General features: G+C 64.0%; 21 protein-coding genes and 1 pseudogene. 10 read left to right on the plus strand and 12 right to left on the minus strand.

Translation table 11 applies throughout. From position 1 onward, the window contains the following. Positions 1–143: 143 nt before the first annotated feature. Together WDM24_RS07975 and WDM24_RS07980 are read right to left on the minus strand one after the other, a co-directional pair. On the minus strand, positions 144–1,364 hold the full coding sequence (locus tag WDM24_RS07975; RefSeq protein WP_338830770.1) for an NAD(P)-binding domain-containing protein: 1,221 nt from the start codon (positions 1,362–1,364) through the stop codon (positions 144–146). Next, positions 1,357–2,259 carry a LysR substrate-binding domain-containing protein gene (locus tag WDM24_RS07980; protein ID WP_338830771.1) on the minus strand — a complete coding sequence of 301 codons (903 nt, stop codon included), beginning with the start codon at positions 2,257–2,259 and terminating at the stop codon, positions 1,357–1,359. The genes WDM24_RS07975 and WDM24_RS07980 overlap by 8 nt, the downstream gene beginning before the upstream one ends. 88 nt (positions 2,260–2,347) lie before the next feature. On the opposite strand from WDM24_RS07980, the gene WDM24_RS07985 reads away from it, so the two are divergent. Next, the gene (locus tag WDM24_RS07985) at positions 2,348–3,109 is read left to right on the plus strand and encodes a sulfite exporter TauE/SafE family protein (RefSeq protein ID WP_166298916.1); all 762 of its coding nucleotides are present in this window, start codon (positions 2,348–2,350) and stop codon (positions 3,107–3,109) included. Positions 3,110–3,125: 16 nt separating this feature from the next. Then, positions 3,126–3,359 carry a hypothetical protein gene (locus WDM24_RS07990; RefSeq protein ID WP_338696429.1) on the plus strand — a complete coding sequence of 78 codons (234 nt, stop codon included), beginning with the start codon at positions 3,126–3,128 and terminating at the stop codon, positions 3,357–3,359. Between the two features lie 201 nt (positions 3,360–3,560). On the opposite strand, the pseudogene WDM24_RS07995 reads toward WDM24_RS07990, so the two are convergent. Continuing rightward, a pseudogene (locus WDM24_RS07995) lies at positions 3,561–4,178 on the minus strand (SCO family protein); the annotation flags it as partial. Further along, complete coding sequence (locus WDM24_RS08000) at positions 4,175–5,290, minus strand: MBL fold metallo-hydrolase (RefSeq protein ID WP_338830772.1); 1,116 nt, start codon at positions 5,288–5,290, stop codon at positions 4,175–4,177. The pseudogene WDM24_RS07995 and the gene WDM24_RS08000, both read right to left, overlap by 4 nt. A 227-nt stretch (positions 5,291–5,517) precedes the next feature. Here WDM24_RS08000 and WDM24_RS08005 point away from each other — a divergent pair, with 227 nt between their 5' ends. Continuing rightward, a complete protein-coding gene (locus tag WDM24_RS08005; RefSeq protein ID WP_338830773.1) occupies positions 5,518–6,225 on the plus strand; it encodes a glutathione binding-like protein in 708 nt (235 codons plus the stop codon). A gap of 156 nt (positions 6,226–6,381) precedes the next feature. Here WDM24_RS08005 and WDM24_RS08010 read toward each other — a convergent pair whose 3' ends face one another. Then, entirely contained in the window at positions 6,382–7,173 is a 792-nt protein-coding gene (locus WDM24_RS08010) for a crotonase/enoyl-CoA hydratase family protein (RefSeq protein ID WP_338830774.1), read from the minus strand. Between the two features lie 87 nt (positions 7,174–7,260). Between WDM24_RS08010 and WDM24_RS08015 the strand changes: the two genes are divergently transcribed. Further along, entirely contained in the window at positions 7,261–7,857 is a 597-nt protein-coding gene (locus WDM24_RS08015) for a TetR/AcrR family transcriptional regulator (RefSeq protein ID WP_338830775.1), read from the plus strand. A gap of 265 nt (positions 7,858–8,122) precedes the next feature. Here the strand turns inward: WDM24_RS08015 and WDM24_RS08020 are convergent, their stop codons facing one another. After that, complete coding sequence (locus WDM24_RS08020; protein ID WP_338696441.1) at positions 8,123–9,049, minus strand: hypothetical protein; 927 nt, start codon at positions 9,047–9,049, stop codon at positions 8,123–8,125. A 144-nt stretch (positions 9,050–9,193) separates the two neighbouring features. Beyond that, a complete protein-coding gene (locus tag WDM24_RS08025; protein ID WP_338830776.1) occupies positions 9,194–10,504 on the minus strand; it encodes an adenylate/guanylate cyclase domain-containing protein in 1,311 nt (436 codons plus the stop codon). Positions 10,505–11,306: 802 nt separating this feature from the next. On the opposite strand from WDM24_RS08025, the gene WDM24_RS08030 reads away from it, so the two are divergent. The 3 genes from WDM24_RS08030 to WDM24_RS08040 all read left to right on the plus strand — a co-directional run bounded on the left by WDM24_RS08030 (position 11,307) and on the right by WDM24_RS08040 (position 16,123). Then, positions 11,307–13,103: an NAD(P)/FAD-dependent oxidoreductase gene (locus WDM24_RS08030; RefSeq protein WP_338830777.1), complete on the plus strand. Its 1,797-nt coding sequence runs from the start codon at positions 11,307–11,309 to the stop codon at positions 13,101–13,103. A gap of 827 nt (positions 13,104–13,930) precedes the next feature. Continuing rightward, positions 13,931–15,481, plus strand: a complete 1,551-nt coding sequence (locus tag WDM24_RS08035; RefSeq protein WP_338830778.1) for a CHASE3 domain-containing protein — start codon at positions 13,931–13,933, stop codon at positions 15,479–15,481. 108 nt (positions 15,482–15,589) lie between these two features. Next, a complete protein-coding gene (locus tag WDM24_RS08040) occupies positions 15,590–16,123 on the plus strand; it encodes a VOC family protein (RefSeq protein WP_248114481.1) in 534 nt (177 codons plus the stop codon). 119 nt (positions 16,124–16,242) lie between these two features. Here WDM24_RS08040 and WDM24_RS08045 read toward each other — a convergent pair whose 3' ends face one another. Continuing rightward, positions 16,243–16,917, minus strand: a complete 675-nt coding sequence (locus WDM24_RS08045) for an HAD family phosphatase (RefSeq protein WP_338830779.1) — start codon at positions 16,915–16,917, stop codon at positions 16,243–16,245. A gap of 327 nt (positions 16,918–17,244) precedes the next feature. Between WDM24_RS08045 and WDM24_RS08055 the strand changes: the two genes are divergently transcribed. Together WDM24_RS08055 and WDM24_RS08060 are read left to right on the plus strand one after the other, a co-directional pair. After that, positions 17,245–18,816: a DUF1800 domain-containing protein gene (locus WDM24_RS08055; protein ID WP_338830781.1), complete on the plus strand. Its 1,572-nt coding sequence runs from the start codon at positions 17,245–17,247 to the stop codon at positions 18,814–18,816. Continuing rightward, positions 18,813–20,042: a DUF1501 domain-containing protein gene (locus tag WDM24_RS08060; protein ID WP_338830782.1), complete on the plus strand. Its 1,230-nt coding sequence runs from the start codon at positions 18,813–18,815 to the stop codon at positions 20,040–20,042. The genes WDM24_RS08055 and WDM24_RS08060 overlap by 4 nt, the downstream gene beginning before the upstream one ends. 148 nt (positions 20,043–20,190) lie before the next feature. Here the strand turns inward: WDM24_RS08060 and WDM24_RS08065 are convergent, their stop codons facing one another. The 3 genes from WDM24_RS08065 to WDM24_RS08075 all read right to left on the minus strand — a co-directional run bounded on the left by WDM24_RS08065 (position 20,191) and on the right by WDM24_RS08075 (position 22,772). After that, positions 20,191–21,129 (minus strand): aldo/keto reductase, encoded by a 939-nt coding sequence (locus WDM24_RS08065; RefSeq protein WP_338830783.1) that lies wholly within the window; start codon positions 21,127–21,129, stop codon positions 20,191–20,193. 275 nt (positions 21,130–21,404) lie between these two features. Next, on the minus strand, positions 21,405–21,866 hold the full coding sequence (locus WDM24_RS08070) for a GNAT family N-acetyltransferase (protein ID WP_338696457.1): 462 nt from the start codon (positions 21,864–21,866) through the stop codon (positions 21,405–21,407). Positions 21,867–21,956: 90 nt separating this feature from the next. After that, a complete protein-coding gene (locus WDM24_RS08075) occupies positions 21,957–22,772 on the minus strand; it encodes a PAS-domain containing protein (protein ID WP_166302834.1) in 816 nt (271 codons plus the stop codon). A gap of 214 nt (positions 22,773–22,986) precedes the next feature. On the opposite strand from WDM24_RS08075, the gene WDM24_RS08080 reads away from it, so the two are divergent. Then, a complete protein-coding gene (locus tag WDM24_RS08080) occupies positions 22,987–23,340 on the plus strand; it encodes a DMT family protein (protein WP_166302837.1) in 354 nt (117 codons plus the stop codon). On the opposite strand, the gene WDM24_RS08085 is transcribed toward WDM24_RS08080, so the two are convergent. Then, the gene (locus WDM24_RS08085; protein ID WP_165127744.1) at positions 23,337–23,492 is read right to left on the minus strand and encodes a hypothetical protein; all 156 of its coding nucleotides are present in this window, start codon (positions 23,490–23,492) and stop codon (positions 23,337–23,339) included. The two genes, WDM24_RS08080 and WDM24_RS08085, sit on opposite strands and share 4 nt — an antisense overlap. Positions 23,493–23,512: the final 20 nt, after the last annotated feature.

A 23,512-nucleotide genomic window follows, 5' to 3' on the forward strand; every position in this document is an offset into this window, starting at 1 on the left:
GGGAAACACGGGCGCGCGGGGGTAAATGTGAAGCAGATCACAAGCCGCCGGGTTTATTTGTGCGGAGCAATGGAACCCGGACTCCAGCTTTCGTTTTGACGTTTTCTTCGCGCGAACCGATACCCACTTCGCTCGAAAACGCGCTAACCGCGGGCGGTGATGTGATCGGCGAGATCGGCGGCATCGTCGCCGACGCCGGACAGGAACGAGGATTTCATCCGCGACAGCCATTGCAGGCCGAGGAAATAGAGGCCGGGCACGTCGGAGACGCCGTGGCGGTGTCGCGGTGTTCCGTTGGCATCCAGCACCGGTATATCGATCCAGTTCAGATCGAGGCCGTAGCCGGTGGCCCAGATCACGGCGGTGATGCCCTCAGTGCGCAGGTCGAGCTCGCGCAGCGGCGCAGTGAGGCAGGCCGGGTCGGGCAGGCGGGCGCGGGCGGCGGGATCAGGCGGGCAATCGAGCCCGCGCGCGGCGATGAAGTCGTCGACCATGGCGAGGAACGTCGCGTAATACGCATCACCATTGCCGATGTTCTCGGCAAGGTCGGGCGCGATCGTGATGACGCCGCCGCGAGTGGCGCTGACGCGGCCAAGCAGGGTGATGCCTTCGGCCGCGAAGCGGCGGAAGTCGACGGTATGGCCGCCATGGGCGCCCGAGATCACCGGCAGCAGGCGCGACGGGCCGCGTTCCTCGACCGGCCGCTGGTCGATGCCCATCTCGGCGAGCCACCAGATCAGGTCGCGGCCGCGATAGCGGCGCGGCAGCCGGCTGTGCTGTCCGACCGACAGCAGCACGCGGCGGCCGGCGCGCGCGAGCTCCTCGGCGATCTGCGCGCCGGAGGCACCGGCCCCGATCACCAGCACGGCGCCGTCGGGCAATTGCGTGGGATTTTTGTAACCGCTGGCGTGAACCTGGAAGATGTCAGCGTCGCGCAGGATGTCCGGCCGCAGCGGCCGCTGGTAGGGGCCGGTGGCGACGACGACGTTTCGTGCGGTGACGCGTCCGTCCGTGGTCTCGGCGATGAAGCCGCCGCTGTCGTTACCGCGCAGCCGCGTCACCGCGACGCCGCAGCGGATCGGCGGCGCGACGAAGGCAGCGTAAGCCTCGATGAAGTCGACGATCGCTTCTGCCGGCGAGAAGCCGTCGGCATCGCTATGCGGAAACGCAAACTCCGGCAGCCGCACCGACCAGTTCGGAAACTGAAACATCAATCCGTCCCAGCGTTCGCTGCGCCAGCGCTCGGCGATGCGCTGCCGCTCCAGCACCAGATGCGCGATGCCGCGCTGCTTCAGGTGGTGGCTCATGGTGAGCCCGGCCTGGCCGCCGCCGATCACCAGCGTATCGATCGTCTCGTCAGGCACTGCGCGTCCCCTTGCGGCGGGCGGCGGGCTCCGCCGCGGCGCGGATGATCCAGCGTCGGAACGCGGCGAAATCGCGCTGCTCGGCGTGGAAGCCGCGATAGACCAGATACCAGCGCATCCCCTTCGGCACGCTGAGCGCGAACGGCGCCACCAGCCGGCCGGCGGCGAGATCGTCATCGATGTAGGGCCGGATCCCCATTGCGATGCCGAGCCCGTCGACCGCGGCTTGCAGCGCCTGGCCGTAGAACTGGAATTCCGGTCCGCGCGCATTCACCCGCGATACGCCGGCGGCCTTCAGCCAGGACGGCCAGTCGTCGGGCGAATGCGCGACGCGGATCAGGCTCGGCCCCTTGAGGTCGGCGGGGCGCTTCAAGCTGTTGGCGAGCCGCGCGGTGCACACCGGCATCAGGTCGGCGGCGAACAGCGGCTCGGCGACGAGGCCCGGCCACTGGCCGTCGCCAAGCTGGATGCCGCAGCTCCAGTCGTCACCAAACGGCGCCGCCATGCCGCCGGTGGTGATCCGCACCTCGATGTCGGGCTCTTCTTTGCGGAATTCGGCGAGGTGCGGGATCATCCATTTCATCGCGAATGTCGGACCGACGCCGACGGTCAAGACGCGCGCGCTGGCGGACGCCGTGACCTGCGCGGTGAGGCTCGCCAGCGCGTCGAAGATCGGCGTCAGCCCGCTTTGATAGGCGCGGCCGGCCGGTGTGGTGACCAGGCGGTTCGCCTTGCGCTCGAACAGCGCGACGCCGAGCCGCTCTTCCAGGAGGTGCACCATCCGGCTGATCGCAGCCGCCGAGACGTTGAGCTCGTGGCCGGCGGCCGCGAAGCTGCCGGTCCGCGCCGCGGCTTCGAACGCCTTGATGCCGTTGAGAAAGAGCAGCCGCCGCATGAACCCTCAGGAAAACTGATGCAAGGGCAAGATAACTCAGTTTGCGGGAGTTGGCCAAGCGCGGCAGAAATATTGGCGGAGATACAGCATGAGCCCCCTCCTGATCGCAGCACTCGGTGCCCTCATGGTCGCGACGGCGTTCCTGTCGGGACTGTTCGGCATGGCCGGCGGGCTGATCCTGATCGGCGTGCTGCTGGCGATCCTGCCGCTGCCGTCGGCGATGGTGCTGCATGCGATCACCCAGATGGCTTCCAACGGCTGGCGCGCCTTGCTGTGGCGGCGGCACATCCGCTGGCGGCCGGTCGCGGTCTACCTGATCGGCTGCGCGCTGGCGCTTGGGCTGTGGTCGATCACCCGCTACGTGCCGGACAAGCCGGTCGCGCTGCTCCTGCTCGGCGTCACGCCGTTCCTGGCGCGGCTGGTGCCGAAGGGCATCAAGCCGAATCCGGACAGCCTCTGGCAGGGCACCTTCTACGGCTCGGTCTGCATGGGGTTGATGCTGATGACCGGCGTCTCGGGTCCTTTGATGGACACCTTCTTCCTCGGCGGCAATTTCGGCCGGCGCGAGACGGTGGCGACCAAAGCGACCTGCCAGGTCGCGAGCCATTTCACCAAGCTGATCTATTTCGGCGGCATCATCGACCAGGCGGCGTCGCTCGATCCCGTGCTGGCGCTGGTTGCGGTCGCGGCATCGATGCTCGGCACCTCGCTGGCGCGGCGGATCCTGGAGGCGATGAGCGATCAGCAGTTTCGCACCTGGGCCAATCGCCTGATCACGACGGTGGCGAGCTACTACATCCTTTACGGCGGCTGGCTGATGTTCGCGGGCAATAGCGCCGTCGCGCAGTAGCAACGGGAGACGTCCGATGGCCGAGACCACCGATGCCCTGGTACTCGACCTCGTCGAGTGGGTCGCGCGCGAGCCGCGGCGCTATGCCGAGGTGCTCGAGGTGTGGCGCACCTCATGCCCGCGGCTGACGATCTGGGAGGATGCCGTCGACCGCGGCTATGTCGCGCGCCGCCCCTCGGTCGAGGGCATGCGGGTGATGGTGACCGAAAGCGGCGAGACGTTTCTGCGCGCGCATGGACGGATGCATTGAGCGGATGCATTAAGAGGTGCGCGGCCTATCCGCGAACTCGCTTCACCTCTCCCGCTTGCGGGGGAGGTCGCATCGCATCGAAGATGCGATGCGGGTGGGGGCTCTCTCCACGAAGCGACTCGCGGTGATACCCCCACCCCGACCCTCCCCCGCAAGCGGGAGAGGGAGGGCGATCCCGTTGCGGCACCAGCGCGCCGGCTCGGCGAGCCTCGGCCGGATGATCTCGACCATGCGGTCGGCCGACGTGCCCGGCGGGAAGAAGCCCAGATAATTGCCGTCACGGTCCATCAGATAGATGTAGGCGGTGTGATCGACGGTGTAGTCGCCGTCTTTCAGCGGCACCCTGGCGTAGTAGACCTTGTAGGCATCGGCCACCTGGCGGATTGCGTCGGCGCTGCCGGTGAGGCCGATCAGCCGCGGATGGAACAGCGGCACATATTCTGCCAGATGCGCGGCGGTGTCGCGCTCGGGATCGACCGTGATGAAGATCGGCTGCACCTGTTCGCCGTCAGGGCCGAGCTTGTCGAGCATCTGCGCGATCGCCTGCAAATCGGTCGGGCAGACGTCGGGGCAATAGGTGAAGCCGAAATAGACCAGCATCAATTTGCCGCGAAACTCCTTGTCGGTGCGCGCATGCCCGGCCTGATCGGTCAGCGCGAACGGGCCGCCGACCGGCTCCCGATTCCACATCAGGATGTCCATGATCTCGGCGGCCGAGCGCGCCGATTGCCCCAGTGCATCGCCGGCCGCCGCGGCCGCCAGCGTCAGCCACAGGCCGGCGCCGGCGCACGCGATGACGCGCAGGATGTTTCGGCTCATATGCCGAAGGAGAGGCGGCTGCCGGTGGTGGTGACCAGCACCCTGTCGCCCATTTGCGCGGTCGCCTCCTGCACGAAGTTGAGCCCGGAGCAATGCATCGGGATCAAGACGTCGGGGTCGAGCTTCTTGATCTCGGCGACCACCTCGGTGAGGTAGTCCTTCGGCGCCGGTCCGAGATGGAAGCCGCCGACGATCGCGTGCACCTTCTGGATGCCCGAGACCTCCTGCGCCTGCTTCACCGAATTGACGATGCCGACATGGCCGCAGGACGAGATCACGACCAGGCCAAAATCCTTCACATTGAAGCAGGTGGCGTGCTCGTGGATGTGCTCGTCGGGCACGATCTTGCCTTCCATCTCGGCCGGCAGATAGTGGCTGGCGTTGCAGCCGAGCCCGTCCTTCATGCTGAACTCGACCCAGGTCTGCGGCAGGATGCGTTCGATGCTGCGGCGGGTGATCTTGCCGGTCGTGAAGGCGTGGCCGGCGATCACGGTCGGGGTCTCGCACAGCACCGTGGTGACGCGCTGCGCGGCGAGCTGGCGGCGGTCCAGCGTGCCGAAATCGGCGAACTGGCCCTTGGTCGGCGTCGCGTTGACGCGGTGGCAGAAATTGTCCTCGCCGCCGGCATAGAGCTTCACATCGGCCGGCAGTCTGTCGCGAAATTTGTCGAGGAAGCCGTTGAGGCCGCCGAAATGGTCGTAGTGACCGTGGCTCACGATCAGTGCGTCGAGCTTGGCGGGATCGACGCCGACCAGCTCCATGTTGTTGAGCAGCACCTCGGGCGTGTAGCCATAGTCCAGCATCAGCGTGCGCTGGCTGCCCGCGGCCTCCGATTCCAGCCACAGCGAGAGGCCCCATTCATTGTGCAGCGATTTGCGGAAGTCGGGGCCGCGTGCCGCCGGCGCGATCGAGACGCCGTGCGCCTGTTTGGGCCGCAGGAACAAGTCGAAGCTGGAATCGACGAGGACGCGGATCGACAGCTTGTCGACGGTCGGCACCTGGATCGGCGCCGCGCTCGCGATCTCGACGCAGGAGAATGCGCCCGCGGCTGCGGCGCCGGCGATCGCCGCCGAGCCCTTCAGGAAATCACGTCGTGCCAAATCTCGTGTCATTGCAATGCCCCGTGTTTTGAAAATTCATCAGCGCGAACCGAGGCGGAGCCTAGGAGCAATTGAGGCGCGGCTCAATCGCGCACTTGCGTTGTCTGCAGATCACATTCGCGCGCGGTGCAATGCGCGCGCCATTGACTTGGGTGCGGCTTTGCGGGCAAATCCATGCAATCGCATCTTTCTCATCAGATGCACGATATCAGCAATCTCTGGAAACGCAGGATCGCCCCATGATCGACCTCCATTACTGGTCCACGCCGAACGGTCACAAGATAACGATGTTCCTCGAAGAGACCGGATTGGAGTACAGGATTTTCCCGGTCAACATCGGCAAGGGCGATCAGTTCAAACCGGACTTCCTGCAAGTCGCGCCGAACAACCGCATCCCCGCGATCCTTGATCACGCGCCGAAGGGCGGCGGCAAACCGATCTCCCTGTTCGAGTCCGGCGCGATCCTGCTCTATCTCGCCGAGAAGACCGGAAAATTTCTGCCTGCGGATCTCTACGGCCGCTATGACGCGATCCAGTGGACGTTCTGGCAGATGGGCGGGCTCGGGCCGATGGCCGGGCAGAACCATCACTTCCGCAACTATGCGGTCGAGAAGCTGCCTTACGCGATCGACCGCTATGTCAACGAGACCAACCGGCTCTACGGCGTGCTCAACAAGCGGCTTGCAGACCGCGAATTCATCGCCGGCGACTACTCGATCGCCGACATGGCGAGCTATCCCTGGGTGGTGCCCTACAAGAACCAGGGCCAGGAGATCGAGAACTTCCCGCATCTGAAGCGCTGGCTGGAGACGATCGGCAAGCGTCCCGCGACCGAGCGCGCCTATGCCAAGGCGAAGGAGGTCAACCTGAATTTCGGCCAGCCCGCGATCCGCACCGAGGAAGAGCGCAAGCTGCTGTTCGGGCAGACCGCGGCGGTGGTGCGGTAGGACACACTCTATCCCTCGTCATGGCCGGGCTTGTCCCGGCCATCCACGTCTTGGGGCATGCGCGGGAAGACATGGATGCCCGGGCCATAGGCGAGCGGAAGCGACGCCGTCCTTCGGACGGCTGTGCCCGGGCATGACGAGTTGATAAAGCGCGCCTCACGCCCCGACATACTTCGCCGGCCGCCGCTCCTTCCACGCCGCCAGTCCCTCGGCAAGATCACGACCCGGCACCAGCGTCGCGAATTGCTCGCTCTCGATCAGCAGGCCCTCGGCAATCGGCATGTTGAGCCCGCGCGTCACCGCGGTGATGGTGCTGGCAACGGCACCGGGTGAATGCCTGATGATGCGGCCGGCGAGCTTGCGCGCGGCGGTCAGCAATTGATCGTGCGGCACGATCTGGTTCACGAGCCCGATCTCGCGTGCGTGCTCCGGCGAGAACGGATCGCCCGCCAGCAGCAGCTCCAGCCCGCGCTTGCGTCCCGCCAGCCGCGGCAGCCGCTGCGTGCCGCCGAAGGTCGGGGGCATGCCGAGCTTGATCTCGGGTTTTGCAAATAGCGCGCGATCGCTGGCGATGGCGAGGTGCACGGCCTCGGTGATCTCGCAGCCGCCGCCGAAGGCGAGCCCGTTGACCGCGGCGATCACAGGCTTCCTGAACGCCTCCAGCCGCGCGGTCATCGTCTGTCCGCGGCGGACGAAATCGCGCACCGCGACGGCCGCCCCCTGTTTGACGCTACCGGAGAATTCGTGGATGTCGGCGCCCGCCGAAAAGGCGCGCTCGCCGGCGCCGGTCAGGATCACGGCGCGCACCGCGGCATCGCCCTCGATGCGGTCGAGCGCCGCCATCAGCTGATCGATCAGCGCGTAGTTCAGCGCGTTGAGCTGCGCGGGACGGTTCAGGGTGATCAGGGCGATCCCGTTTTGGGGCTCGAGCAGGATGGGTTCGGGCATAGGCAGTCTCCGGCATTGCTGTCGCGGCGCCGAATGTAGGGCCTGCCGCGATTTGTGTATATTCACTGGTTAGTATACATACGCGCCATGCCCAGACCCTCCGAGCCCACCCGCGCGCGCATCGTCCAGGCGGCAAGCGCGCTGTTCTACAATGAAGGCATCCGCCGCGTCAGCGTCGACGAGGTCGCCGCCAAGGCCGGCCTCACCAAGCGCACGCTGTATTATCACTTCAAGAGCAAGGACGATTTGGTCGCCGCCTATCTGGCCGCGCGCGACCAACCCAACCTCGCGCTGTTCAGGACATGGTTCGCCGAGGCCGAAGGCGGCCTGCCGGCGAAAGTCGAGGCGATCTTCAAGAAGCTCGCGCGCTCGGCGCGGCATCCGAAGTGGAAGGGCTGCGGCTTCCTGCGCACCTCCGCCGAGCTCGCCAACCTGCCCGGGCATCCCGCGATCAGGATCGGCGCCGCGCACAAGAAGAAGTTCGAGGACTGGCTGCGCGCCACCTTCGCGGAACAGGGGATTGCCGATCCGCCAAAACTGGCGCGGCAGATCCTGCTGCTGCTGGATGGATCGTTCGCGGTGGTGCTGCTGCATCGCGATGCGAGCTACATGGAAACGGCCGGCGAGGCCGCGCGCACGCTGATCGAGACGGCGTTGGGCAAGCCGGGGCGTAAACGAGGCTAGGCGTGTACCATAAAGGCCGCGTCCGCTGCGCTCTGAAATGGCGACATAAAATCCGGTCTGAGTGAACGTCGGCATTGGGCCAAACTCGGAAGTGGCACCGGTATTCAACCGCCTCGTCGATTGACGGGGCAAGAGGGGACAGGATCACGCGCTTCAGCCCAGCATCCGCCGCGGAGCCCGCTGCTTCGAGAAAAGCGGAATCCCCGATGGTCATCGACCCGCGCGAGATTGATGAACATCTCAGCGTTCGTAGCTTGCTGCTGTTTCATGATGGGATACTTGAGGCTTGCCGTTCCTTCGCTTCGTAGTATTCGGCCGAGAACTGAATTGACCATCGCGAGAAGAACGAACGCAATTTCTGAGTGGGCTTTTCGACGCCGAGATGTTCGGTGACATGCGCCTCGCGCAGCCACCTTACCGCCGTTGCAAGGCCGGCGGTGCGCTCGAGCCTCTCAACCGCCGCGACGCCGGCGGTCTCTGCCTGCCGATAGCGAAAACCGGCCTTTTTGATCACATACAGGGACTTGATGGTTTCATAGCTCTTGAATGCGAGCTGAACGAACGAGTGTTTTTTGGCCTGTGGCCAGGCTGCCGGGTACACCGGCAGCACCAAAAGCTTGCTCTTGGCGATGACCGTTGCCAGCGGATGCAAGAGCTGCATCCAAGCTGGCCAGGACGTGACCTTGGCAAACAATACCGCGTGCATCGCCGTTGCAGCCCCGAAAGAGATGGGGAGCCAAAGTACCGCGCCCAGGATCACGAGCAATGCGGTGTTCGGCGTGAGATGCCGGCATTTTCGGAACACCCATGCCATGCCGCTTTCAAATGCAATGTACACAGCATGTTCGAACGCCCGATAGCTAATCTTCCGCCGGAGCCACGACCAGTTCCGGCGGATCGATGTATTCCACTGTCGACGTTTCGACTCGGAAAGGGGAAGGAAGCGCAACGCGCCGTTCATGACAGTAAAGATGACATTGCCAAGAACCCTGGCCGCGAAGAGCGGAAGCCAGACAATCTGCATTGCTAACGGGAAGGCGTAGTCGAGCAGTCGCATCAAGATCGAAAGAATGAAACGCAGGATTTTGTTTGCGGCGAGCGCGACAAAAACAAGTGGGATGATTATCACATCGTCGAGGGCACCGCGGAAGCGGCTTTCTTCGGTCCATGCCGGGTCATGGTAATGGATCATGGTGCAACGGTTCCGGCTGGAGACGGGGGAGCGTGCCGGCTCAAAGTAGCACATTGTAAGGGTCAGGGCGTGGCCCCAGGTACCGGTCGTTGAGCGACAGCCCGATGTCCGCAACGGGGTTTGCAGAACATCCGCTTTGCGCCACTAGCGTTCGGCCGCGAACAATCTGACGCTTTCTGTGAGACCCTTCAGGGCATGACTACCTTCGTCATGAAACCTGATGTTTGATCCTGCGACAAGATCACGGACTGTATTCGACACCAGAACCTGCCCGGGCTTTGCCATCGTCGCGACCCGCGATGCAATGTGGACCGCGATGCCGCTCAGATCATCATCGGCCATTTCGACCTCGCCGGTATGAAGGCCGGCCCTTACCTGCAGCCCAAGAGCTTCAAGGCCTTCATTGATCGCCAGAGCGCACCGGATTGACCGAGCGGGCCCGTCAAAAGTTGCCAGGAAGCCGTCTCCCATTGTCCTCACCTCATGCCCTCTATATCGCGAAATCTCCCGCCGCACGAGCGCGTTGTGCCGATCAAGCACATCGTGCCATGCACGATCACCGATCGTCTCGGCACGCCTGGTTGAGTTAACAATGTCAGTGAACAGAACGGTGGCGAGCACGCGATCAGATTCGATTGCGGACCGTGAGCCTGTCAGGAACTCTTCAACCGCATCCAATACCCGTTCTGTTTCGCCAGTCCACAACGCGTGATCACTGCCGGGCAGTTCGAGATATTTCGCGTTTGGGATTTGCCGGGCCATGAACCGCCCCGCTTCAACGTTGACGCGAACGTCCCCTTGTCGATGAATAATGAACGTCGGCACCCGTATCGACGGAAGGATTGGACGAATATCGATTTCGCTGTTCATTCGCATAAGCGCGACAACTGCGGAAGGACTTGCACCCAGACGTTCAAAACGGGCCCATGACAGCTTGAACGTCTCATCTGATGCCATACTGGGGGCGAACAAACGGAGGCTCTCGCCGGTCCCCCAATTTTTTTCCATGCGATCCAGGGCGGCATCTATCATGTCCGGGGGCACAACCCACGAACTGAAGTGGCCATAGGCGCCGTACAGGACCAACGCTCGGGTACGCTCTGGGTAGGTGGCCGCGAACAAGACTGACATCGCACCGCCTTCAGAGATGCCGAACAGGGCAGCCTGTTGCGAGCCCACGGCATCCATGACCGCGCGAACATCGTCCATGCGCTCTTCCAAGGTTGGCACACCAACCGCTCTGTCGGAAAGCCCGGTGCCGCGCTTGTCGAACATGATCAGGCGTGCGAAGGCCGCCAAGCGGGTCCAAACCCGCGCACGATAGGGCTCCTCCCAAGCGACATCGAGGTTTGAGATGAAACCAGGAACGAACACGAGGTCGAAGGGCCCTTCGCCGACGACCTGATAGGCGATGCGAACATCACCGCTCTTTGCGTATTGGGTTTTCGGAACCATTGCACATCACTTCACGTAGAGTGGCGTGATCGGCTTCGTCGACTTCCCGGTGAGCAGGTTCGATCTGAATCTTACCAGTTTGCCGCGGTTCGCGGAAGCCAAAACCGCGTAGCCAGCCTTAGCATGCGCTAATCGGCTGCTTTCTCGACCAGGTATCACACAAGCCAATAGCGCCGCTGGTACGTCCCACGCGCAGCAATGTGAGGGACCACATCAATTCATGCCTTCCGCCGGTCGTGCAACTGAGATAGGCTGCTCATGAGCTGCCGAGCGGGACGTGCCGAAGTCCCTTTTCTCTTAGCCGCAGCGCTCATGCCGTCGGCAGGCGTGCATCGAAATTGAGCCAGCGTCTGTGTGTGCGGCCTCCCGTGCGGCTCCGCAGAGATTCCGCATGCCAGCAGTTTGGGGAGGCCGCAATGAAACTTCCACGCCGTCATTCCTGCATCTGGCAGCGGCCGCTGCCACGCTTCCGGCATTATCCCAATTCGCTAGCGCGCAGAGCTACCCGACCCGACCGGTGCACTTACTCGAAGGCTTTGGCGTCCGCGCAGCACCTGACATCGTCGCGCGATTGATCGGTCACTCGCTGTCGGAGTGACTTGGACAGTCATTTGTCATCGAGCCCGTAACGTCCGCTTCACCCCCGATACCGGACTTTCGATAGCCAGCGCGGCACTTGCGAAAGGGGCCCACTTTTAGACCTATGTAACACCTTGCCGCGACAGTCTGGATTCCCGCGATAGTTGGGATAAGGTTACGCTGCCTGCGCAGAAAAAATGTAAACGACATCCGGGAGGAAGTGATGCTCGACACCACGCTTAGCGCGCGCGTCCAGGTTTTCCTCGACAAGTTTGAAGCCGCGCTTGCGGCGGGCGATCTCGATGCCGCCGTCGAAATGTTCGCTCCGGAATGCTACTGGCGCGACCTTGTTGCCTTCACCTGGAACATCAAGACACTGGAAGGCCGCGATCAGATCCGCGATATGCTCGCGCATTGCCTCGCGCATGTGAAGCCGCGCAACTGGAAAACCGTCGAGGGCGAAGCGCCAACCGAGGCTGGCGGCGTGACCGAGGCTTGGATCTCGTTCGAGACCGAGGTCGCGCGCGGATATGGACTCATCCGCCTGCAGAATGGCCAGATCTGGACGCTCTTGACGACCGTAGCCGAACTCAAGGGCCACGAGGAAAAGGCTGGCTTCAGCCGACCGCTCGGCGCCAGGCACGGCGTCAATCCCGGCGCCAAGACCTGGAAGGAGCTGCGTGACGAAGAAGTCGACAAGCTCGGCTTCAAGACCCAGCCCTACGGACTTATCATCGGCGGCGGGCAGGGCGGCATTGCGCTCGGGGCGCGGCTGCGCCAGCTCGGAGTGCCGACGATCATCGTCGAAAAGAACGCACGCGCGGGTGATTCCTGGCGCAACCGCTACAAGTCGCTCTGTCTCCACGACCCCGTCTGGTACGATCACTTGCCCTACATCGATTTCCCCAAGAACTGGCCAGTGTTCTCGCCAAAGGACAAGATCGGCGATTGGCTGGAGATGTACGCCAAGGTTATGGAGTTGAACTACTGGACGAACACCACAGCCAAACACGCCAGTTGGGACGAGACCAGGAAGGAATGGACCGTCGTCGTCGAACGTGATGGCGGGGAAATTGCGCTACGGCCCAAGCAACTTGTGTTCGCGACCGGAATGTCGGCCAAGCCGAACATGCCAAAAATCAAAGGTATGGAAACCTTCAAGGGCGAGCAACACCATTCCTCACGTCATCCCGGTTCCGACAGTTACAAAGGCAAGAAGGTGGTGGTGATCGGCTCGAACAATTCCGCCCACGACATCTGTGCTGCGCTGTACGAGGCCGGCGTCGACGTAACGATGGTGCAGCGCTCGACGACCCACATTGTGCGCTCGGATTCGCTGATGGAGAGCCTCGGCGATCTTTATTCCGAACGTGCCGTCCGCAGTGGAATGACGACGGCAAAGGCCGATCTGATCTTCGCCTCACTGCCCTACCGGATCTTGAATCAATTTCAGAAGCCGGTCTACGACAAGATCCGCCAGGATGACGCCGCTTTCTATGCCGGGCTGGAGAAGGCCGGCTTCAAGCTCGACTTCGGTGACGACGATTCCGGGCTGTTCATGAAATATCTGCGCCGGGGCTCGGGCTATTATATCGACGTCGGTGCTTCGCAGCTTATTATTGACGGCAAAATCAAACTGTTCACTGGCCAGGTCGAGGAGATCACGCCCAACGGCGTCAAGCTCGACAACGGCAAGGAATTGCCGGCGGACGTAATCGTCTATGCCACCGGCTACAGCTCGATGAATGGCTTTGTCGCCGATCTCGTGAGTCGGGAAATGGCCGACAAAGTCGGCAAGGTCTGGGGTCTCGGCTCGAATACGACAAAGGACCCCGGTCCATGGGAAGGTGAACAGCGCAACATGTGGAAGCCGACGCAGCAGGAGGGGCTATGGTTCCATGGCGGCAATCTGCATCAGTCGCGACATTACTCGCAATTCCTTTCCCTCCAGTTGAAGGCTCGCTACGAGAGAATTCCGACGCCGGTCTATGGCCTGCAAACTGTCCATCACAAGGCCTGAAGTTGCTAAGTGCACGCCAAGTGCACAGCGGGGCTCGCGATTGCGAGCCCCGTGTTATTTCCATCTCTGCACTCGCCAATACAATGTCCAATTTGTCCCGCTAAGCCGAGGGGTGCCCCGTGAGGCAGGGTATCCCGTACGGCGCGGGTCTCCTAGAATACTGGATCACCCGCCCAAGCCCAAGCGGGCGATGACCATCACGGCATATCCGCTTCGGGGTAGGGGCCGATGGGACGTTCCTGAGTTTCGTCTGCCTTGCTTCCCAAAGCGGACGTTCGCGGCTCATGCGGGCGGGTCTACTTTGGGCACATCCGGACTCATGCACCGCAGCAAATAGCTGCTTCGTTCGATTACGTGGTGCCGAAGCAGCGAAGGCGGGTTGGGCTTAGCCCAAACTTAGTGCCGAAACTGCCGTGCTGCTTGGGCATATCCAGTCCGGCGTTCGGGCGGAATTGGATATCGCGCCGTACCCCGAGCGAGTATCAGGCGCACGTCGTCGCCAAAGACTTGCTCCAGAACGTCCTGTTGCGCGGGACTTCCTCCGAGACGGTGCATCCTGTCGAGGATCGGTTTCATGAGGTCAACGGCACGGGAGTGTTCACCTCGCCGATTCGCCAGCACCCCCTCAGATATGGGCAAAGCTATAGTTCCAACGACGGCCCCCGTCGCCAAGACCGAACGAGCGCATCGCATCAAGCGTCCCACTGGCGCGGAACTTGCGGACGCGCCACTTTGCCCTATGGCCACTCCATTGCTAATGCCCTCGCTCGGGGACAATCTCGACTAAAAAGCTGGTCATTCGGTGGATTTCGGCTTTCGAGGATCATGTGTCCGCTTTTCCGAATTTGCAGATCTCACACAAGCTCATGGTCGCGTTTGCCGCAGTAGTTGCGATCATATTTGTGAGCAGCGCGATCGTATACGACAGGCTTCGCGTGATCGAAGCGGCCAAAATTTTGCGGGTTCACACCACTGACGTGTTGGACACGCTAGACATGGCACTGGAGGCAATGTTGGATCAGGAAATCGGTGTGCTCGGCTATTTGCTCACCGGCGACCAGAAATTTTTGGAGCCCTATCATAAGGGCGGCCAAGTCTTCGGCGTGGCGATCCGGAGGCTAAGGGACCTCACCTCGGACAACCGCGCTCAGCAGAGCCGGCTTGATGAATTAAACGAGCTGGCGACGAAGTGGCGCTCGGAGGTCGCCGAGCGGAAGGTCGCGCTGATGGCGAACCCAAAGACGCGCGAGGAGGCACACTCGGTGACGGCCTCGGAGGTCAGCAAAACCGCAATGGACCTCGTCCGCGGCAAGCTGGACGAAATCGACACGGTTGAGCGCGACTTATTGGCAGAACGCGACGTCGTGCAGAAACAGGCGTACGCGACTGCATACGCAATGACCATTCTCGGCGGCGCAGCCTCGCTCATGACCGCAGTGCTGATGGGCGTTCTACTCACGCGCACCATCACGATGCCGATCACCCGCATGACCAGCGCCATGGCAGCACTGGCCAGGGGCGACACCAGCATCGCCGTCCCCGGGGTTGGCCGGGGCGATGAAATCGGTGCGATGGCGGCGGCGGTTCGAGTGTTTAAAGAGCGCATCATCGAACGCGAGCGGACCCAGGCAGAGCTCGCGCACTTCAATCGCATCGCGACGGTGGGGCAGCTGACGGCCTCGATTGCCCATGAGGTCAATCAGCCGATTTCCGCGGCGGTCACCAACGCCGAGGCGGCTCTGCGCTGGTTGGGTGCCCACCCGCCCAACCTCGACGAGGTCCGTCAGGCCCTCACCTGGATCGCCGCGGACGGGAAACGGGCCGGGGACATCATCAGCCGGATCCGAGCCCTGATCAGGAAGGCGCCACCGCCCAGGAGCCGTTTCGACCTCAACGAAGCCGTCCTCGACGTCATTGCCCTGGTCCGGAACGAAGTGCTGAGGCATCGCGTCTCGCTGCAGACGCAACTCGCCGGGGACTTGCCGCAGATCGAAGGTGATCGCATTCAGCTGCAGCAGGTGATCCTCAACCTGATCGTCAATGCCGTCGAAGCCATGGCCAGCCTCGACGAGGGGGAGCGGGAGCTGCAGATCAGAACCGAAGCGGACGCCGTTGGCGGCGTGCTCGTCAGCGCGCTGGATTCCGGCATGGGATTCGAAGCGTCGAGCGTGGACCACATCTTCGAAGCCTTCTACACAACCAAGCCCCATGGCATAGGCATGGGCTTGGCCATCTGTCAGTCGATCGTCGCGGCGCACGGGGGACGGATGTGGGCCACCGCAAATAAACCTCGGGGCGCCATATTTCAGTTCACCCTACCTCCGAAGCAGGCCGGGACTGCTTCCGCCGAGCACGATGGCCAAATGCCGGTGGGGTGAGGTTGCGGATCTGGGGGAGCGAAAGCGTTGTTAGCGACGGCAATGTCTGCTGCGGTCGCCTTGCGCTCGGCCGCCCAGATCAGGTCGGGCTTGTCCCGTTTCAGCCAGATGACAGATTCCGAAATCCTCGCGCACAGCTTCAAGCTGGGCGATGCGCAGGAATTGGTCGCGCGGCAGCATGGGTTCGAGAGCTGGCAGGCGCTCAAGACAGGATCCTTGACCATGACCGATCGTGCAGACGTTCAATCGACCAGACCCTTCATCACCGCTGCCGAGCCGCAGCTGTTCGTGGCCGATATCAATGCGGCGTGCGACTTCTTCGTCGGCAAGCTCGGCTTCACCGTCGCCTTCACCTATGGCGAGCCGCCGTTCTACGCGCAGGTCGTGCGCGACGGAGCAAAACTCAATCTGCGCTGCGTCGCGGCGCCGCTGATTGACGGCGCGCTGCGCGATCGCGAGCAGTTGCTGGCGGCGTCGCTGACGGTCGCCAGCGCCAACGAGATCAAGGCGCTGTTCCTGGAGTTTCAGGCGGCTGATGTGAACTTGTTCCAGACGCTGAAGCGGCAGCCATGGGGCGCGCGGGATTTTATCGTCAATGATCCGGACGGCAATCTGCTGCTGTTTGCCGGGCCCGCTGAGTAAGCCGTCATTGCGAGCGAAGCGAAGCAATCCATCTCACAATTTGTGGGGACATGGATTGCTTCGTCGCTTCAGCGCAAAATTGCTTTTGCAATTTTGTCGCGAGCTCCTCGCAATGACGGCTAAAGCGCGCCGCGCTCCTGCAGCAGCGCCAGCACCGCGTTGAGGTCGGGCAGCACGGCCGCGCATTTCGCGCGTGTCGCCTCGGTCGGCGGCGCCATGTCCGGCACCATCAGCGTGATGGCGCCGGCGGCGTGGGCGGCAGTGACGCCGTGGTTGGAATCCTCCACGGCGATGCAGGCCTGTGGCGTCACGCCGAGCCGCGCCGCTGCCTTGAGATAGAGCTCCGGGTCCGGCTTGCCCTCAGCGACATCGTCAAGCGTCAGCAGCGTCTCGAAACGGTCGCGAATGCCGGCAAGCGCCAGGTTGCGCTCGGCCGAGCGGCGCGAGGACGAGGTGACGATCGCCATCGGGCGTCCCGCGGTGGCGATTGCATCCAGCAGATCGAGCGTGCCGGGCTTGAGCGGCAGGCCCGAGCGCATCATCCGATCGCGATGTTCGAGGAAGGCACGATTGACGTCGTCGAGCGGAAAGGCCACGCCGTAGTGGTCGCGCAGCATCGCCTCGCAGACCGGGCCGGGCAGTCCGACCATGGAATGGCACAGCGCAACGACGTTATCGGTGTAGCCGCATGCGTTCAGCGCCGCGACCAGGCTGTCGAAGTAAACCTTCTCGGTGTCGAGCAGCGTGCCGTCCATGTCGAGCAGGACGGCGTCGACGGTCCAGCGCGCGTTCACGTTGCGCCCACCGCTGCCTGCTGCTCCGCCAGTTTCCGTAAGCATGAAGGGCACAGGCAGTCGCCGCCGTCAGTCGGCATCGGCAGGCGAAAGCTTTCATCGGAACACCAGCACGGTCCGGCGAGCGAGCAGGAGAATTCGCTGCCGCATGCCGTGCAGGCAAGCCTGCGCGCAGAGACTGGTTCGGAACGATCGTTTGAAGAAGGGCGCATTCTAACCGCGATTTAATGCGCGAATTAATCTCGGGTTCATCCCGAACCGCGCTATGATGCCATGCAACTGATATAGCCGGGATCGGCCGCCAAGGGAATTGCTGAGGACACTGTGATGGCCCGTGATTCGCAAGCCGCGCTGGTTGCCCTCAACCGATTTGGATTTGGCGCCCGCGGCGGGGCGGCCGGCGACTTCATCAACGCCGCCTCCGATCCGCGCGGATTCGTGCTGGCGGAGCTGGCGCGTCCGAACGGCGCGCTGCTCGAAGTGCCCGGCCTGCTCTCGACGCCGGAACTGGGCAAGCAGGTGTTCGACTATCAGTTGGAGATCCAGCAGGCGCGCAACGCCGCGAAGGCCGCGCAATCAGGCGCCAGCGAGACGCCGCAGGGGCCGGACGCCAAGCCGCAGCAGCGGCGCAATCTGTCGCTCTCTTCCGCCGCTAAGGAGATCGATCCGGCGATGCAGGCGCAGGCGGCCGACAACGCCAATGCGGCGATGACGCCGTCGCCGACGATGCAGCCTCCGACGATGCAGCCATCGGCAGCTCCACCCAAGCCGCCGGGGCAGCCGCTCAACATCATCCAGAAGACGTTCCGCGCCGAGGCGCTGGCGCGGCTGCAGCGCGGCGTGGTGGCCGATTGCGGCTTCGTCGAGCGGCTCGTGGTGTTCTGGTCCAATCACTTCTGCATCTCCGCCAACAAGGGCGCGCTGGCGCGGATGTGGGCCGGCTCGTTCGAGCGCGAGGCGATCCGCCCGCACGTGCTCGGCCGCTTCGGCGACATGCTGAAGGCCGTCGAACAGCATCCGGCGATGCTGTTCTTCCTCGACAATCAGCAATCGCTGGGGCCGGAGTCGCGCGCCGGCATCAACCGCAACCGCGGCCTCAACGAAAACCTCGCCCGTGAGATCATGGAGCTGCATACGCTCGGCGTCGGCGGCGGCTACACGCAAGATGACGTCACGTCGCTGGCGCGCGTCATCACCGGCTGGACCTTTGCCGGCCGACAGGGCCAGCTCGGCACGCCCGGCAGTTTTGTGTTCAATGCCAATGCGCACCAGCCCGGTCCGCAGCAGGTGCTGGGCAAGACCTATGCGCAGGCCGGCGTCGCGCAGGGCGAGGCGGTGCTGTCCGACATCGCGCGGCATCCCTCGACGGCAAAATTCATCGCGACCAAATTCGCCCGCCACTTTGTCACGGATGATCCGCCGCCGGCGCTGGTGGCGAAGCTGCAGGATACGTTCAGCAAGACCGACGGCGATCTCAGGGCGCTCGCCACCGCGCTGGTCGAGTCGAATGAAGCGTGGCAGGCGCCGCTGACGAAGATGCGGTCACCCTACGAATTCCTGGTCGCCTCCGGCCGCTTGCTGGCGCGCAATCCGGAGGACCCCGGCCGCTATCTCAACGGGCTCAACGTGCTCGGCCAGCCCTTGTGGTCGCCCGCCGGGCCGAACGGTTTCCCAGATACGAGCGCGGCCTGGGCGGCACCTGAGGGTCTCAAGCTCAGGCTCGACATCTCGGCGCAGCTCGCCTCGCAACTCGCCGACCGGTTCGATCCGCGCGATCTGCTCGAACTGGTGGCCGCAGATGCCGCCTCGCCCGAGACACGGCGTACCATCGAGCGCGCGGAGTCGCGGCAGCAGGCGCTGGCGCTGCTGTTGATGTCGCCGGAATTCCAGAGGAGATGACGATGGATTGCTCCGAGGGCCTGATGCTGCAGGCGACGTCGCGGCGCGCGCTGCTGCTTGGCGGCGCCTCCTTTGCCGCCTGGGCCTATTTGCCGAAATTCGCGCGCGCCGCCGACGGTCGCGATCCCCGCTTCATCGTCGTGATCCTGCGCGGCGCGCTCGACGGCCTCGCCACCGTCGCGCCGATTGGCGATCCGGACTACGCCGCCCTGCACGGTGCGATCGCGCTGAAGGCCGATGGGCCGAACGCGGCCGTGATGCTGGATCCGTTCTTCGGCCTGCACCCGGCGATGCCGGAATTCGCGCGGATGTATCGCGCCAAGCAGGCCGCGGTGGTCCATGCGGTTGCGACCTCCTATCGCGACCGTTCGCATTTCGACGGCCAGGATGTGCTGGAGAGCGGTTTCCCCGGTCCCGGCCGCGTACAGTCCGGCTGGCTCAACCGCGCGCTGGAGGCGCTGCCGAAAGGCGAGCGGGTGACGAGTGCGCTCGCGGTCGGCCCGACCACGCCGCTGGTGTTGCGCGGCGCGGCGCCGACCGTCGGCTGGGCGCCGACCGCGCTGCCGCAGGCCGCCGACGACACCGCGATGCGGCTGCTCGATCTCTACCAGCACCGCGATCCGACGCTGGCGAGCGCACTGACGCAAGGATTGCAGCTCGACAAGCAGGCCCGGGGCGACGAGATGAAGCCGAAGCCGGGCGGAGGCGGCGTGGCGGCGATGCGGCTGGTGGCGCGCGGCGCCGCCAAGCTGATGGCGGCCGATGACGGCCCGCGGATCGGCGCGCTCGCCTTCGACGGCTGGGATACGCATGCCAATGAAGGCGGCCCGGTCGGCCGCCTCGCGCAGCTGCTCGGCGGACTCGATGGTGCGCTGGCGGAATTTCAGAGTGGCCTCGGCGCGCGCTGGCGCGACACAGTGATCGTGGTCGCCACCGAGTTCGGCCGCACCGCGCGCATCAACGGCACCGAGGGCACCGACCACGGCACCGGCACCATCGCGCTGCTCGCCGGCGGCGCTGTCAACGGCGGCCGGATGATCACGGACTGGCCGGGCCTCAAGCCGGCCAATCTCTACCAGGCCCGCGACCTCGCCCCGACCACCGACCTGCGCGCCGTGATCAAGGGCGTGCTGCACGACCAGTTCGGCCTCGGCGAGCGCGTGCTGGCCGAGACGGTGTTCCCCGACAGCGCGCCGGCGAAGCCGATGAAGGGGCTGGTGGCGTAAGGGCTGACCTCAGCAACGGTGTCGTCCCGGCGAAGGCCGGGACCCATAACCACCGTTGCAATTTTTCGAGCACGCTGGGGCCACAGCGCGCCATAACCACGCGCATTTGTGGTTATGGGTCCCGGCCTTCGCCGGGACGACGACGAAATTACTTGGTAATCCTATCGATCTCCGCCATCTCGTCCGCGCTCAGCTTCCAGCTGATCGCCTTCACGTTCTGCTCGATCTGCTCGGGACGCGTCGCGCCGGCGATCACGCTTGCGACTTGCGGGCGGGCGGCGAGCCAGGAGAAGGCGAGCTCGAGCATGGTGTGGCCGCGTTCTCTTGCGAAGGCCTGCAGCTGCTCGACGATGTCCTCGTTGCGCGGCGTGACGTAGCGATCCTTCAGAGCCGGCGCCTTGGCGAAGCGGGTGTCGGCGGGCGCAGCAGTGCCGCGCTGGTACTTTCCGGTCAACAGACCGCTGGCGAGCGGGAAGAACGGCAGCAGGCCGAGATTGTACTGCTGCGCCGCAGGCAACAGATCCTTCTCGATGCCGCGCACCACGAGGCTGTATTCGTCCTGGCAGGAGACGAAGCGGTTCACGTTCATCTGGCGCGCGACGTATTCCGCTTCCGCGATCCGCCATGCCGGGAAGTTGGAGTTGCCGATGTAGCGCACCTTGCCCTGGCGCACGAGATCGTCGAGCGCGCGCAGCGTCTCGTCGATCGGCGTCAGCGGATCGTAGTCGTGCTGCTGGTAGAGATCGATGTAATCGGTCTTCAGGCGGGTGAGGCTCGCTTCGACCGCCGCCATGATGTAGCGCCGCGAGGCGCCCTGCCTGGTGCCGTCGGTCGCCATCGGCTTCGAGTATTTGGTGGCGAGCACGATGTCCTTGCGGCGGTCGCCCAGCACGGTGCCGAGCACGGTTTCCGAGCCGCCCATGCCGGCATAGATGTCGGCGGTGTCGAACAGGGTGATGCCGAGGTCGATCGCCTTGTGGATCACCTTGCGCGAAGTTTCCAGATCGGTGCGCTGGCCGAAATTGTTGCAGCCGATGCCGACCGCGGACACGCGCAGGCCGGAGCCGCCGAGATTACGAATTTCCATGAGATAATCCTGTGGGATAGGCGAGGGGACGGCGCGCATAGTGGCGTGCACGCCGGAGCGCGGCAAGGTGCCGACCTACCGCGGGTGACGCATGGCACCTATCACGCACGGCAATATCGCAAAAAAAGCGGTCCCGGTCAGACGCGGCGACTGACGGGGACCGCTCGGGGCGCAGGATCTGAGACGGGGGGCCTGATCTTACGCGAGCGAAGCCTAGCCGGGCTTTGTAACGCGCCGGTGACATCCCGGTTAATCCACAGGTTGCGCAACGGTGCTCAGAGAATCTTGCGGTAGATCACGAAGCCCGGCCTGTCGGCGACCTTGTCATAAAGCTGCATCGCGGTGTGGTTGGTCTCATGCGTCTGCCAGTAGACGCGCGGCGAACCCACCAGCTTCGCCTGCGTGTAGACGCCGTTGATCAAGGCGCGGCCGACGCCCTTGCCGCGCGCGGCCTCGCTGGTGAAGAGATCCTGCAAGTAGCAGGTCGGCGCGATCGCCGTGGTCGAGCGGTGAAACAGATAATGCGTCAGCCCGAGCAGTTTTCCGCCGGCGTCGGCAACCAGCGCATGCACCGGCTCATAGGCGTCGAAGAAGCGCTCCCAGGTCATCGCGGTGATCTCGGGCGCGAGCGCCGTCGGTCCGGACCGCTCGTAGAAGGCATTGTAGCCGTCCCACAGAGGAAGCCATTGGGCGTAATCGTCGCGCGTGACGAAGCGGATGGTGACGTCGTCGGACATGAATGATCCCGCGTTGCGCGATGCGTGCGCATCGCTTGGCACGTTCTACCGTCGCTGTGGTGCCGGATCAATTGCGGAGGAAGTCGCGCTTCACTCGGCGGCGCGGAGCAGCCGCGCCAGATGGCGTTCGCGCCCGGCGCGCTGCGCCCGGTATTCGTCGGCCTTGGCGGGATCGTCGGTGTGGCGCACCAGGTCCGTCACCGGCGTGTAGCTCAGCATGCGGCCGCCGTCGGGCAACGCCGTGCAGCTGAAGCGCAGCACCTGGCCGTCGGCGAGATTGAGGTTGATCGGCGTGGAATCGCCTGCGCGCATCATCTCGATGCGCTTGGCAACGAATGCACTCAGTTCGTCTTCCGGCAATTCATAGGCGCCGGTGTCGCGGCCGTGATACATCAGCGCGACGAAGGGCGGCTTGCTCTCGGCCTGCGCATCCGACAGCGCGAAATAATCGCGGAAGGCGCGGTTGATGAACTCGGCGCGGGTGTCGACGTCGAGCAGCACGATGCCGATGTCGACCTGGTCGAGCGCGGCGGCGAGCCGGGCCGCGGTGGCGTGATGCTGCTGCTCCGCTGCAAAGGCATCGATCCATTTCTGCCGCAGCATCCCGGTGATCAAGGCGGTGCCGGCCGTCGTCGCGACCAGCATCAGCATCCGCGCGACGTCGGCGGTGTCATAACCGGGCAGCGCACGATGATCGAGGAAGAACAGCGCCGAGGCGACGACCGCGATCGCGGCGGAGATCAGCCCGGAGGTGATGCCGCTGACGGAGCTCGCCAGCGCCACGATGCAGACGAACAGCGGCGCGGGATTGGGAACGGCGACGATCAGGCGATCGATCAGGAAGGCGGCGAGCGCCGTGATCGCCGTCAAGGCCGGTCCTGAAATTGCACGCCAGTCGAACCGCATGCGCGTTCTCGCTAACTGTCTTATCAAACGAACGACAGGGCCGCAGTTTGACGACAGAGCCGCAATGGTGCCGGGATTTTGGCCCCGACCGTTAAGACGGCCTTGCCCTATCCGAACCAGCTTTCGCTGCTTTCAAATCAAATGATATGCAGATCGGCATGGAACCCGGTTTCGTGCCTGCGGGTTACCGCCTGCTTTGCTCAAGAGGACATCGATGCCCACCATTTCGCCTTCGCTGCTGCCGATCCTGATGCTGTTCGCCTCGAACGTCTTCATGACCTTCGCCTGGTACGGCCATCTCAAGTTCAAGGATCACTCGCTCCCGATCGTCATCATGGTGAGCTGGGGCATCGCCTTCTTCGAATACTGGCTTGCGGTGCCGGCCAATCGCTGGGGCAGCGCGGTCTACTCGGCGGCGCAGCTCAAGACCATGCAGGAGGTGATCACGCTGGTCGTGTTCGCCGGCTTCTCGGTGCTGTATTTGAAGGAGCCGCTGGGCTGGAATCACGCGCTCGGCTTTGCCTTCATCGCCGCCGGCGCGTTCCTGATCTTCCACAAATGGGGTTAGTTGTGCGGGGCCGGCTTGGCGGCAGGCGCCGTGAGCTGCGCAGGGTGCGCGCGGTCCTCGCCCTGGGTGCCGGTCACGATCAACAGCGAAGCGGCCAGCAGGATCGCCGCCGACAGCGTCACGGTCACCAGTCCGACGGGGGTCTTCAACATGTCGCGCCGCTGTCTCTCCC

The sequence above is a fragment of the Bradyrhizobium sp. 27S5 genome (assembly GCF_037217225.1).
GTDB classification, from domain to species: domain Bacteria; phylum Pseudomonadota; class Alphaproteobacteria; order Rhizobiales; family Xanthobacteraceae; genus Bradyrhizobium; species Bradyrhizobium septentrionale.